Origin of the sequence: Microcystis wesenbergii NRERC-220 (assembly GCF_032027425.1) — a bacterium.
GTDB classification, from domain to species: Bacteria; Cyanobacteriota; Cyanobacteriia; order Cyanobacteriales; family Microcystaceae; genus Microcystis; species Microcystis wesenbergii_A.
In genome coordinates this window covers 1,180,087-1,192,329 of sequence record NZ_JAVSJA010000001.1, presented here as the reverse complement: position 1 = coordinate 1,192,329, position 12,243 = coordinate 1,180,087, and the positions used below count along the sequence as shown (strand labels likewise).

The following is a 12,243-nucleotide window of genomic DNA, read 5'->3' as shown; positions in this document are numbered from 1 at the left end:
AAAGGAATTCCCATCATGGCCACTGTCATCAGCACCGTTAATATGAAAGGAGGAGTAGGAAAAACTACCCTTACCGTCAACCTTGCCACCTGTTTAGCTAAATTTCAGCAAAAACGAGTCCTTGTCCTTGATTTAGACGCTCAAATCAGTGCGACTCTTAGCTTAATGTCCCCCCATGAATTCGCTCAACTGCGTCGCAAAAAACGCACTTTAAGCTATTTATTAGAAGCAATTATCAAACCCAATCCCTACAATAAATTAACTATTGATGATATTATTGTCCCTTCAGTATGTGAAATTAAAGGCTTAGATTTACTGCCAGGAGACATCGAACTTTATGATGAATATGTCGTCTCAGAAACCCTGCACCACCAAGCAATTTTACAGGAAGATTTAGGCTTTGATTATGCTTGGAATAACCTCGAAAGAATCTTAATTAAAAAAATCATTGATCCCATTCAAGACCGTTACGATTATATTATCATGGACTGCGCTCCAGGCTATAATCTTTTAACTCGTAGTGGTCTCTGTAGCAGTCATTTTTATTTACTACCCGCCCGTCCCGAACCTTTATCGATTGTCGGCATTCAGCTATTAGAAAGAAGAATAGTTAAACTGAAAGCTAGTCATCAAGAAACCCAACCGATTAACCCTGGTTTACTCGGTATAGTTTTTATTCTTTCCGGTGGTGGTTTACTCAGTCGCTACTATAATCAAGTCATGCGCCGGGTACAACAGGATTTTCAAGCCCATCAAATTTTTGCTAATGCGATTCCTATGGATGTTAATGTAGCTAAAGCTGTTGATATGTTCGTGCCTGTGGTGGCAGCCATGCCCTCTTCTAGTGGTTCCAAAGCTTTTATGAAACTCACAGAAGAATTCTTGATGAAAGCCAAAAAATAGGAGATAATTACTATGGTCATTGAGTGGTTAGAATTTCAAGTTAAACCCGAAGCTAGGGAAAAATTTATCCAAAAAGATGAAGAAATTTGGACAAAGTTTTTAGCAAAACAAGCGGGTTTTTTAGGTAAAGAAATTTGGATTAATCCCGCTATCGAGGAGGAATTAATTATCGTTGCCCATTGGCAAACGCAAGAACAGTGGAAAGCTATCTCCAAAAATTTACTTGATGACACCGAAGCCAAATTTTCCCTCGCCATGGGAAAAGATAATTATCGATTAATCAAAGTCAAGGAATTTCAAGTCAGAAAATTTCGAGAAAATTGTCAGAACCATTTAGAATCTATGCAGCCCGGATAAAAAATCAATTCATCTTTTTGTCCCCTCTCAACCTAGCCAAACTTGTCCTAAGGGGCTAAAGTGTGCTATAAGCAGTCAGACCCTGCCCTGGTCTTTATTCTTCCCGATTAGGTAAATTACTGATGACTCAACCGAAACGCGCCCTGATTACTGGCATCACCGGTCAAGATGGTTCCTATCTGAGCGAATTATTATTAGAAAAAGGTTACGAAGTCCACGGTATCATCCGTCGTACTTCAACTTTTAACACCGATCGCATCGATCATATCTACACTGACCCCCACCAGCCCGATACTAAATTATTTCTTCATTATGGCGACCTCACCGACGGGACGACCCTGCGGCGTATCCTTGAACAAGTGCAACCGGTAGAAGTGTATAATTTAGGGGCCCAATCCCATGTGCGGGTTAGTTTTGATGCCCCAGAATACACCGTTGATGCTGTGGGGGTGGGGGTCTTAAGATTACTAGAAGCAATTCGGGATTACCAAAAAAGAACCGGCATCGAAGTGCGTTTCTATCAAGCAGGTTCCTCGGAAATGTTTGGGAAAGTCATGGAAGTTCCCCAAAAAGAAACCACGCCATTTTATCCCCGCAGTCCCTACGCTTGTGCGAAAGTTTACGGTCACTGGCAAACAATCAACTATCGGGAATCCTACGACTTATTTGCCTGTAACGGCATTTTATTTAACCATGAATCCCCCCGGCGTGGAGAAACTTTTGTCACGCGCAAAATTACCCGCGCCTTGGCCCGAATTATTGCCGGACAACAGAAAAAACTCTATTTAGGAAATCTTGATTCTAAACGGGATTGGGGTTATGCTAAGGATTATGTGCGGGCGATGTGGTTAATGTTACAACAGGAAGAACCGGATGATTATGTGGTGGCGACCAATGAAACCTATTCTATCCGGGAGTTTCTCGATATTTCTTTCCAATACGTTAATTTAAATTGGCAGGATTATGTGGAGTTTGATGAACGTTATTTGCGTCCAGCGGAAGTGGATTTATTAATAGGAGATTCCACAAAAGCCAGGGAGAAATTAGGCTGGCAGCCGTCGGTAACGTTCGAGGGACTGGTAAAATTAATGGTAGATGCGGATTTAGCGGCTTTGGGGATTAATCTTAATAACGGTGGTGATAGCGGACAGTTATTAAAAGATTTGGCTTATCTTCGCAATCGTTCAATGACAACTGTGGATTAAAGAGGTAAAAATATGCTGAATTTAAGCGAACAAAGAATCGTCGTCACCGGGGGGGCCGGATTTTTAGGTCGGCAAGTAGTTAATCAATTAATTGCAGCAGGGGCAAATCCCGAAAAAATTACAATTCCTCGGTCCAAAGATTGTGATTTAAGAGTTTGGGAAAACTGTCAACGTTTAGCCGACGAAGAAGATTTAATTATCCATTTGGCGGCCCATGTGGGAGGCATCGGTCTCAATCGGGAAAAACCCGCAGAATTATTCTATGATAATTTGATGATGGGAACCCAATTAATTCACGCTGCCTATCTAGCAGGAGTGCAAAAATTTGTCTGTGTGGGGACAATTTGTGCCTATCCAAAATTTACTCCAGTACCTTTCCATGAAGACGATTTATGGTCAGGATATCCCGAAGAAACCAATGCGCCTTATGGTATCGCTAAAAAGGCTTTATTGGTACAATTAGAGTCTTATCGTTTGCAGTATGGTTTCAACGGAATTTATCTTTTACCGGTGAATTTATACGGGCCAGAGGATAATTTTGATCCGGGTAGTTCCCATGTAATTCCTGCTTTAATTCGCAAGGTTTATGAGGCACAACAACGGGGAGATAAACAACTTCCTGTCTGGGGAGATGGTAGTCCAACCCGGGAGTTTCTCTACTCCACCGATGCAGCACGAGGCATTGTCATGGCCAGCCAATTCTATAATGAATCAGACCCGGTTAATCTTGGTACAAATTATGAGATTTCTATCAAAGATTTAGTCGAATTAATCTGTGATTTAATGGGTTTTGATGGCGAAATTGTTTGGGAAATAGATAAACCGAATGGTCAACCGCGACGCTGTTTAGATACAACCCGCGCTCAGGAAAAATTCGGTTTTGTTGCTCAAATGGAATTTAAAGAAGGTTTGCAAAAAACCATTGAATGGTATCGGCAAAACGCCGCTTAGTCTCGATAGCTGGTGTGTTAGATTAATAACTAACACACCTGATTTTTCTCAGCTTACACTAACTTTTGCCTTTTGCCTTTTGCCTGTCCTGATATGTAGCCTATACTCAACAGATTTAGTAGTTACTGACCGGTAAAATCAGAACGAAGGGTTAATTTTAAATCTTCCTTGGGGTTAATTGACAATAATTCCACCGATTCTCCTCGTAATAACCAACCGGCTAATACTTCTAATCCTCCTCCTCGTATAATCTCGCTAACCGGTTGGTCAGAAGTAAAAGAAGCGAGGACAGAAGCGGCGGATTTTCCTAATACTGCACCCTGAATAATTTTATCGGGGTTAACTCCCTTAATTAGCCTTTCTAGACGGGTGAAAACTGCCGAAATAGCATCAATAGATTTTTCTTGGGGTTGATGGGTTTTTAAAAAGATTTTTTGGGATAAAAAACGCGAACCTTGACCATCAGGTTTAATTTCTCCGATAATCTGACTACCATCGGGAATAATTGTCTGTCCTTGGGAATTTTTGATATTATCGGTGACGGTCAGAGATAAAGAAAAAGTTTCTTGTTTGGTTAAAAGAATTTTTTCCCCTTGCTCGTATTTTACAGGGATGTCTGTGCCGGCAGGAATTAATTGATCATTCCCCAAAGGAATTGGTTTAATCGGGTTAATTGGGGCGAATTGACGTGCGATCGCAGGAGTCAAGGAAAGGCAGACCACAACGAAAGAAGCACTTAAAAGCATTGTTAATAGAGTCAAAGGATGATGACGACCCTGCTTTTGAAAATTTAGCATCTTACCCTTGAGTTTCCTAGTGGGAGCGAATTAAAAATAGAGACGAAAGGGGAAAAAAGTTTGTTTCCAAGCAGGAAAATGCGGAAAAAAGGAGAATTTTAGCAAAAAATAACTGATATTTTCGAGTAATTGCCAGTTATTAGTTTATTTGGTCTATTGAAACGCCAAAACTCTTGATTTGTCCGCAGTTCTTAGTTTGGCACGGTTAATGGGGAACAAGAACTATTTATGGGAAAATTATAGGTTCAATCCTATCAAAAAAAAAATCACCCGATCGAATTAACTTTAAGTTTTGCGATCGAGATTGACGTCACGACAAGTCCCCCATCCCTATCAACCAAGAATATTCTCCCCGATCACCCGTGAACTGGATGCTGTTGCTAAAATAATCTTCATAGTCCCCAAGCTACCGAAACGAGCAGAGAGAGAACCGCCACTTTATCAATTAATCAATTATGGATTTACTCGAATACCAAGCCAAGGAAATATTTGCTCAAGTAGGTATCCCCATTTTACCTTCCCAACCAATCCACGAACCGGGGGGACTAAAAAGATTAAACATTCCCTATCCTATCGTGCTGAAATCCCAGGTACGCACGGGAGGCCGGGGAAAAGCAGGAGGAGTGAGATTTGTCGCTAATACCATTGATGCGATCGCTGCTGCCCATGCTATCTTTCATTTACCGATCGCCGGAGAATATCCAGAGGTAATCCTAGCAGAAGCCAGGTATAATCCGCAACAGGAGATATTTTTAGCCATTTTACTCGATTATCATCTGCAAAGACCAGTTTTACTGGGTGCGAGTCAAGGGGGGATGGATGTGGACAGTTTACTGGCAACCATGCAAAAAGTGGTCATCGAAGCGAGATTTTCCCCCTATCTCTGTCGGCAATTAGCCGTATCTATGGGTTTAAGAGGGTCTTTGATCGAGTCTATCAGTCAAATTCTCGAAAAAATGTATAGTCTCTTTGTCAGCAAAGATCTCGATATTATCGAGATTAATCCCTTGGGTATCAACGAAGCCGGGGAAGTGATGGCCCTAGATGGCAAAATAACTGTTAATGATGCCGCTTTAGCTAGACATCTCGATCTCCTAGCCTTGACCCCACCCCAATTACAATCCCCTTGGTCGATAATTGATCAAACTGGCCGAATAGCCGTGATTAGCAATGGCCAGGGTTTGATGTCCACTGTCTGGGATGCCTTAGCCAGCAAAGGGGCAAAACTGGCGGCATGGCTTATACTGGAGGAAAGACTAGAATTAGAGCAATTAAACGAGCAAATAGAGGCCGGTCTGCAACAATTCCAACTATTGCCTAATTTAAAAGTGGTTATCGTTGATATTATCAGTTATCCCGACTTTGGCCAAAAAGCGATCGAGAGTATTAGCAATTACTACCGCAGTTATAGCCCATTATCACCCGGCCCTGGCAGCGGCGAAAGAACGATCCGGGCCACCCGACAGGAAAGACAAACCTTGGAACCCCGATCTTTTCTCAATCCCACCCCACCACAAATAATTTTTCGCGTCCTAGCTGACAGCAAAGCGATCGATCTCAGTCAGAGTTTAGCTGATGTTAACTTTCATTGGTTAGAGTCTTTAGAAGAGGTGGTCACTGCAGCCATTAAATTAGCCTAGAATCAGTGATCAGTGATCAGTGATCAGATGTGAGTTTTCAGTTCACAAGGGCCCAATCTAAGTACCTAAGCAAAATTAATTACACATATCTAACCCCCTCTTGCCGTTCGGCTGATCTCACGGCCGAAGCCTTTTGCCTCTTGCCTTTTGCCTATCTTCACTAGGAAATTAATTTTGCACGACTACTTAAAACCTTTGACTCTTGCCTTCAGAAGCTGATTACTGATTACTGTTTACTGTTTACTGTTTACTGATAACTGAAACAACTCCCAACACTTAATATATGAAATGGACAGATAAAGATCAGATAATTATGCAAGGGATCGATCGACCCCTTGGCAAATATTATGCAGCAAGATTGAAAACCCAAGGAACCTGTTTAGTAGCGGGAGTGGCTAGTGGCTGCAGTGGTGAGATAATCGCAGAGATACCAGTGTTTGATCTAGTGGCCGAGGCCGTTGCTGAAGCAGGAGAAATCCAAACCAGTTTAATTTTAGTCCCCCCCAATCAAGTCCTAGATGCGGCCTTAGAAGCGATCGCATCAGGTATTCCCCAATTAATTATCGTCACCCCCAAAGTTCCCCCCTTGGATCTGGTGGAATTATTAAAGATAGCTAGTACCACCGGGACATTAATTCTCGGACCCGGCAGCCAAGGTGTAATTATTCCCAATTATCTTTGGTTGGGTATTTGTGAACCGAACTTTTATCAATCGGGGACAATCGGTCTGATCACACGCGGCGATCGCATAGGGGATGAGGTGGCGAAAACTTTAACAGCAGCGGGGTATGGTGAATCTATGGCGGTAAATTTGGGTACTGATGGCATTATTGGCTCCAATTTGTCCCAATGGTTGCAGGTTTTTGAGGAAGATGACAATACCGAGGCGATTCTCCTCGTCAGTCAGGTGGGAGGAAAGGCCGAAATCGAGGCTGCCAAATATATTGCCTCGGCGATCGAAAAACCAGTGATTGCCTATCTTGTGGGATTAAATGCAGCGATTGAAACCAATTTCGGCGATACAGAAACAATTATTTCTAACCAACTTTCCTACTCTGTTGCCGCTAAGAATACCAGAAAAGATAGCTTACGTCATTTTCAAGAAGCTGGGGTGACAGTGGTAGAAAAATTGGCCGATTTACCCGCCTGTTTAGGGAAAGTCTTGTCCTGAATTTGTCCCCATTGCCTCAATAGTAAGCCGTTGACTACCTAAATTACTCGTTAAGACTGCACTGGAGTTGGGGGTACTGGAACTATCGAGGATATGGTTATATATTTTTCAGCTTACTAGCCGCCCTCTTTTCCTTCCCCCCTTATCCCGAACTGACGTTAATCATTAATCAGTAATCAGTGCCAAGAAAGAAGATCAAAGGGCAGGTCTAACTCTGCCCTTTATTATCGGAAAAAGTCCCTTCTTTTCGTCTTTTTTTGATAACTTATTTTCTGTTTGTGGCCAGGAATAGATTTGTGGTTTTAGGACTGACAGCCTTAGTTAACTAAAACGCAGAGATTAGACACTAAGCCCAGAAATTTCGGCTTATACCAGTGGAGAGTAACTTTTAAACCATTAATTCGGGCAGCTTGTTCAATAATACGGGCAAATTCATCTTCCGCAAGCAAGCGCAGATTTTTTTCACTAGCCCAAAACTTCATCCCAATTAAGTTTAAGACAGCGCGATGCCAACTTCTCGGCAGCCAGTGCAAGAGGGGCAAGCGCGTATGAAATTCTAGCCAGTGGTAGCGATTAGGAGTGGTGATAAATAAGCGGGGACATAATCGCAGCAGGCTGCTGACGTATTCAATCTGCGATTGTTCATTGCCGACGTGTTCGATAACCGCCGATGAGATGATATAGTCAATTCCTTCTACTTGGGAAGGTGTGGGAGGCCAATCAAGGACAACTAATCCGGGGAAAAATGCCGCTAAATGGCTAATTTCTTCGGGAGAACAGGCATAAACCTTAGCATCATCTTCCAGCAACCAGCGGATAAAGCAGTTACTCGCTTGTCTGGTGGTTTCCGGTGTGGAACCATGGTCTAAAAATTTTTTTCCCCTCACACCATCCACGGCATTCTCTAAAAAATCATACATTTTGCGGCGCATTTGCAGGGTGGTCTTGCCGTGAAGTTTCGCCAGGGGGCGGTTTTTGTCAAAATAATCGATGCCTAATTTTTCTGCCATAAATCTATTGCTTAATTTTTTTTGAAGGACTTGACAACTGTCCAATATACACTGATATACTGGATAGGTAGGGTAAAGTTCTGAAATATTGGGGACTTAATCGCTGTTCAGCAGAGATTAAATATACTACCTAGACACAGACAAAAAGTTCTAGACGGTTGAGGAAGAGTTTTTCCTGAGTTCTTCTGGCATTTGACTAAATATGATTATGTAACTAAGTAAAAGTCATTACACATCTAAGCCCCTACTCTGTCAGACTTCGTGGTTCTCTAGTTCGAAAGCTTTTTAGGTCTGTCACCAGTAAATATTGATCGGTAATCGGTAATCAGTGAAAAGACAGTCAGACCAATGATAACTGATGGCTGTCGACCGTCTCCCGTCTCGACTAGGAAATTGATTTAGCCCGATTACTTATGGTTAACCCTGACGAGGATATCTCTGAAGAAACCAGTCATAATAAGCCGCTAAACTAATAACAGTTCACCTAGAAATAATGGAAAGCAGTACAAAATTGGAGAGTAAATTATCGTCAAGTTCAGCAAGAAAGAAGATCAGTGATGCTTTTTCTATTGTCATTCCCGTCTACAATGAGGAAAAGGGTATTACTCCGACTTTAGAACTTCTCCAAGAACAACTAAAACTCTCTAATTGTACCTATGAGATTGTGGTGGTTAATGATGGTTCTAAGGATCGAACGGGTGAAATCTTGCGAGAACTTCAGGAATTGATGACATTTAGGGTAATCGAACATCCCAGAAATCGTGGCTATGGTGCGGCGCTAAAAACGGGAATTAGACAGGCTAAATATGGGGCAATCGTGATTACGGATGGGGATGGAACCTATCCTAACGAAAGAATTCCCCAATTAGTTGCCCTGCTAGAGAATGCCGATATGGTGGTCGGGGCGCGCACTGGTGCTAATGTCGTTTATCCAACAATTCGCAAAATTCCTAAGTGGTTTCTTGTCCGTTTTGCCGAATGGATTACCAATAGTCGCATTCTGGATCTTAATAGTGGCTTACGGGTTTTTCGTAAGAGCGTGGTAGAGAGATTTTTTACTATCTTACCCGATACTTTTAGTTTTACCACTACGATTACCCTAGCCATGTTAACTAATGGTTATTTAGTCCATTATGAACCGATTGACTATTTTGCTCGCCAAGGCAACAGTAAAATTAAGCCTATCCGCGATACTTTGCGCTTTGTCCAGTTAATCCTCAGGGTGGGAATGTATTTTGCACCACTTCGGGTTTTTCTACCGATTTCTGGGTTTTTTTTCCTTTGGTTTTTATTTACCTTAATTCAAGATCTTGTTGTTTATCAAGATCTCACAGAAAGAACTATACTGCTATTAATAGCGACAACCCAAACAGGAATGTTTGCTCTTTTAGCAGACATGATTGATAAACGAACTTGATAATAAATATCGGGATAGTCAGCATTTTTTGTGACAATTTGGTTAAGTACACAAGCCATAATAAGTAAAGTTAGAGTAGAAATTAAATGTCAAGTCGTGTGGAAAATTTTTGCCAATTATTTTGACTTTAATTTGTTTAATTAAACTATTCTTAACGAGAACCAGTGAAATAGTGGCCTCTCCCACTGATACTCACTACAGGCGAAATAAACACCCCAGTAACTCAACACAGTTATGCTTGTCCTTATTTATAGTGGCGGATATTGCTTGTTAAAATCGCACTTTGTTTGAGAGAATTTTAACCTGTTATCCCAATCTAAAAAACATCATGCTAATTTCTTTTATCCATAGATGGTTAACTGGCCCCACCGAAAAATTCTTCAGTGCCAGAAATTTATTTTGGTTCAGTTTAAGTTTAATTTTTGCAATAATTAACATTATTGTTTTAGTAAAAGCTGGTTTTAATAGTGAATATTCTATCCAAGAAGATGCCAGATTTCATGTAACTTGGCTATTGCGTTTTTGGCAATCATCTCTATTCCCTCAAGATTTTATAGGGGACTACTTTTTATCATCTCTACCAGCCGGCTATACTGCACTTTATCGTACCTTTGCTAGTCTAGGAATCAACCCCATCCTTTTGAGTAAATTGTTGCCTATCCCCTTGCTTTTGCTGACAACAAGCTATGGCTTTGTTTCAGCACGACAGTTGTTACCTGTGCCAGCAGTGGGATTTATTTTTACCGTTTTACTCAATCAAAAAATTACCGGGGTCTTACTGTCTGGTAGTACACCAAGAGCTTTTGGTCCTTTACTATTTTTAGCATTTTTATACTATCTACTACGCCGCTCTTTCTGGCCTTGCTTAGTGACTATTGTCCTGCAAGGTTTATTTTATCCACCCTATCTTCTTGTAAGTGGTGGAATTTTAGTTTTAAGATTATTAAGTTGGCGAAAAGGATGGCCGCATCCGTCCCTAGAGCCAAGTAATTTTCTTTTATGCGGTGCAGGATTAGTTGTCACTTTTTTGGTGCTTTTACCCTATGTTTTGAGTTCTTCCGAATATGGACCAATGATTACGGTCGCACAGGCTAAAAGTTTGCCACAGTTTCAGACCAGAGGTTCAGTAGTGTTTTTTGGTCAAAACTGGTGGAATTACTGGTTTGCTAGTAGAAATAGTCGCAGTAGTTTACAACTTAATTGGCTTTTTTCTAGTCAAATTTTATTCTTAGGCTTATTCTTACCGATTTTACTACGCTATCCATCTCGTTTTCCTTTAGCCAATCGGGTTACTTCTGCCACTACAATTCTGAGCCAAATCATTTTTGTATCTTTATTTCTATTCTTTTTAGCCCATGCCTTGCTATTCAAGCTTTATCTTCCCAGTCGCTATGCCCACTCACTTTTGTATGTTATTTGTCTGGCTAGTGCCATGACTTTAATTATAGTTGTAGATGCTTTTATTTGCTTCCTAGAAAAATGGGTATCTCAGGGTAATAATAAAAACCAAAAACTCCAGAATAAAAAACAAATATTAGCTCAGGTAATTGTATTACTCCTAGCCATAATTTTTCTACTCTATCCCAGTCGTTTTTTAAATCTCACCTCTACTCATGGTTATAACTATGGAATGGAAAAAGAACTATATCAGTTTTTGGCACAACAACCAAAAGATATACTAATTGCTTCCCTGTCCAACGAAGCATCTAATTTACCAAGCTTTGCCCAACGTTCAGTTTTAGCTGCCCCCAAATTTGATGTTCCTTATGAGCTAGGCTATTACAATCAGTTTCGTTCACGAGTAACTGATTCTATTAACTCTCAATATAGCGATAATTTAGAAGTAGTCAAAACTTTTATCAATAAGTATGGAATAGATTTTTGGTTATTAGACAAGGGGTCTTTAACTTCTGATTATGTTCGTAACAATTCTTGGCTAAAACAGTTTCAGCCTGCCACCGAAGAAGCTTTACAAAAGTTAGAACAAGGTTCTGTTCCTGTCCTTACTAATCTCAAGGAACAATGCACGGTTTTTGAGAATGAAAAATTGCTGTTATTGGAAGCAAAATGTATTCTTCAATCTTCTTTGTGATTCAGGACTATTGCGTTCTAAATGCTATGATATCTATTGAAGTAAAGGCAAATAAAATAAATGACTGAAATAGCTATTACAGCGTTTCTCAGATTGTGCTTCACCTTGACGAGAAAGGCTGTAGAAGGAGTGCCAGATTACAGGCGAAACAGTTATGCTTATCCTTATTTATAGTGGATATTACTTGTCAAAATTGCCCTTAGTTTTAGAGAATCTTAACCTTTTATCCCAATCTAAAAAACATCATGCTAATTTCTTTTCTCCATAGATGGTTAACTGGCCCCACCGAAAAACTTTTCAGTTCCAGAAATTTATCAGGAATTTCTCCAGGAAGTATTGCCAGAGTTACAGGTGTAAGTTGGTCATGGTTACAAAATTACGCCAACAATAAATTGGTGGCTGTCCCCCGTTAAGTAAAGGTTTGTTGAAAAATCAAAAGGCCAATTAGTTATAGAGTGTGATCAAATGTGGTCTTTGGTTTATTGTAAGAAGATAAGGTTGTGCATTTGGCTGGCAATTGATAGAACAGGGAAATTTAGATGTTTCACCCCCATCTTGCCTAGGGGATTTTCGATGACAATTCCTGAGAGCTACTATATCATGGTAGATCACCTGTGATTCCCTCGACGGGCCGGGTAAGGATCGTAACGGCTAAAAATCAGCGACAATCGAAACGGCAAGATCAAAAAAATTTCTATTC

11 protein-coding genes are annotated in these 12,243 nt (G+C 40.7%); 9 read left to right on the top strand and 2 right to left on the bottom strand.

Going from position 1 to position 12,243, the window contains the following annotated elements:
• Positions 1-15 precede the first annotated feature (15 nt).
• From RAM70_RS05760 to RAM70_RS05745, 4 genes are all read left to right on the top strand, one after another.
• On the top strand, positions 16-903 hold the full coding sequence (locus RAM70_RS05760) for a ParA family protein (RefSeq protein ID WP_045361944.1): 888 nt from the start codon (positions 16-18) through the stop codon (positions 901-903).
• Between the two features lie 12 nt (positions 904-915).
• Positions 916-1,260, top strand: a complete 345-nt coding sequence (locus tag RAM70_RS05755; protein WP_045361941.1) for a TIGR03792 family protein — start codon at positions 916-918, stop codon at positions 1,258-1,260.
• Positions 1,261-1,382: 122 nt separating this feature from the next.
• Positions 1,383-2,465, top strand: coding sequence for a GDP-mannose 4,6-dehydratase (gene gmd / locus RAM70_RS05750; RefSeq protein WP_312672735.1), 1,083 nt, complete (start codon positions 1,383-1,385; stop codon positions 2,463-2,465).
• A 12-nt stretch (positions 2,466-2,477) separates the two neighbouring features.
• On the top strand, positions 2,478-3,416 hold the full coding sequence (locus tag RAM70_RS05745; RefSeq protein ID WP_312672733.1) for a GDP-L-fucose synthase family protein: 939 nt from the start codon (positions 2,478-2,480) through the stop codon (positions 3,414-3,416).
• A 122-nt stretch (positions 3,417-3,538) separates the two neighbouring features.
• Here the strand turns inward: RAM70_RS05745 and RAM70_RS05740 are convergent, their stop codons facing one another.
• Complete coding sequence (locus tag RAM70_RS05740; RefSeq protein ID WP_312672731.1) at positions 3,539-4,213, bottom strand: hypothetical protein; 675 nt, start codon at positions 4,211-4,213, stop codon at positions 3,539-3,541.
• Positions 4,214-4,668: 455 nt separating this feature from the next.
• Here RAM70_RS05740 and RAM70_RS05735 point away from each other — a divergent pair, with 455 nt between their 5' ends.
• Both RAM70_RS05735 and RAM70_RS05730 read left to right on the top strand, forming a co-directional pair.
• Positions 4,669-5,853 (top strand): ATP-grasp domain-containing protein, encoded by a 1,185-nt coding sequence (locus RAM70_RS05735; RefSeq protein ID WP_312672729.1) that lies wholly within the window; start codon positions 4,669-4,671, stop codon positions 5,851-5,853.
• Positions 5,854-6,136: 283 nt separating this feature from the next.
• Positions 6,137-7,024: a succinate--CoA ligase subunit alpha gene (locus RAM70_RS05730; RefSeq protein WP_312672727.1), complete on the top strand. Its 888-nt coding sequence runs from the start codon at positions 6,137-6,139 to the stop codon at positions 7,022-7,024.
• Between the two features lie 317 nt (positions 7,025-7,341).
• Here the strand turns inward: RAM70_RS05730 and RAM70_RS05725 are convergent, their stop codons facing one another.
• Entirely contained in the window at positions 7,342-8,034 is a 693-nt protein-coding gene (locus RAM70_RS05725; protein WP_312672725.1) for a class I SAM-dependent methyltransferase, read from the bottom strand.
• 493 nt (positions 8,035-8,527) lie between these two features.
• Here RAM70_RS05725 and RAM70_RS05720 point away from each other — a divergent pair, with 493 nt between their 5' ends.
• The 3 genes from RAM70_RS05720 (at position 8,528) to RAM70_RS05710 (ending at position 11,956) form a co-directional block, all read left to right on the top strand.
• Positions 8,528-9,451 carry a glycosyltransferase family 2 protein gene (locus RAM70_RS05720; protein ID WP_312672723.1) on the top strand — a complete coding sequence of 308 codons (924 nt, stop codon included), beginning with the start codon at positions 8,528-8,530 and terminating at the stop codon, positions 9,449-9,451.
• 328 nt (positions 9,452-9,779) lie between these two features.
• Positions 9,780-11,543: a hypothetical protein gene (locus tag RAM70_RS05715; protein ID WP_312672721.1), complete on the top strand. Its 1,764-nt coding sequence runs from the start codon at positions 9,780-9,782 to the stop codon at positions 11,541-11,543.
• A 245-nt stretch (positions 11,544-11,788) separates the two neighbouring features.
• The gene (locus RAM70_RS05710) at positions 11,789-11,956 is read left to right on the top strand and encodes a hypothetical protein (RefSeq protein WP_190380833.1); all 168 of its coding nucleotides are present in this window, start codon (positions 11,789-11,791) and stop codon (positions 11,954-11,956) included.
• Positions 11,957-12,243 lie beyond the last annotated feature (287 nt).

Bases quoted from the DNA above. Each gene is read 5' to 3' on its own strand.
- RAM70_RS05760 (WP_045361944.1), top strand. From the start codon at position 16: ATGGCCACTGTCATCAGCACCGTTAATATGAAAGGAGGAGTAGGAAAA.
- RAM70_RS05755 (WP_045361941.1), top strand. From the start codon at position 916: ATGGTCATTGAGTGGTTAGAATTTCAAGTTAAACCCGAAGCTAGGGAA.
- gmd (WP_312672735.1), top strand. From the start codon at position 1,383: ATGACTCAACCGAAACGCGCCCTGATTACTGGCATCACCGGTCAAGAT.
- RAM70_RS05745 (WP_312672733.1), top strand. From the start codon at position 2,478: ATGCTGAATTTAAGCGAACAAAGAATCGTCGTCACCGGGGGGGCCGGA.
- RAM70_RS05740 (WP_312672731.1), bottom strand. From the start codon at position 4,213: ATGCTAAATTTTCAAAAGCAGGGTCGTCATCATCCTTTGACTCTATTA.
- RAM70_RS05735 (WP_312672729.1), top strand. From the start codon at position 4,669: ATGGATTTACTCGAATACCAAGCCAAGGAAATATTTGCTCAAGTAGGT.
- RAM70_RS05730 (WP_312672727.1), top strand. From the start codon at position 6,137: ATGAAATGGACAGATAAAGATCAGATAATTATGCAAGGGATCGATCGA.
- RAM70_RS05725 (WP_312672725.1), bottom strand. From the start codon at position 8,034: ATGGCAGAAAAATTAGGCATCGATTATTTTGACAAAAACCGCCCCCTG.
- RAM70_RS05720 (WP_312672723.1), top strand. From the start codon at position 8,528: ATGGAAAGCAGTACAAAATTGGAGAGTAAATTATCGTCAAGTTCAGCA.
- RAM70_RS05715 (WP_312672721.1), top strand. From the start codon at position 9,780: ATGCTAATTTCTTTTATCCATAGATGGTTAACTGGCCCCACCGAAAAA.
- RAM70_RS05710 (WP_190380833.1), top strand. From the start codon at position 11,789: ATGCTAATTTCTTTTCTCCATAGATGGTTAACTGGCCCCACCGAAAAA.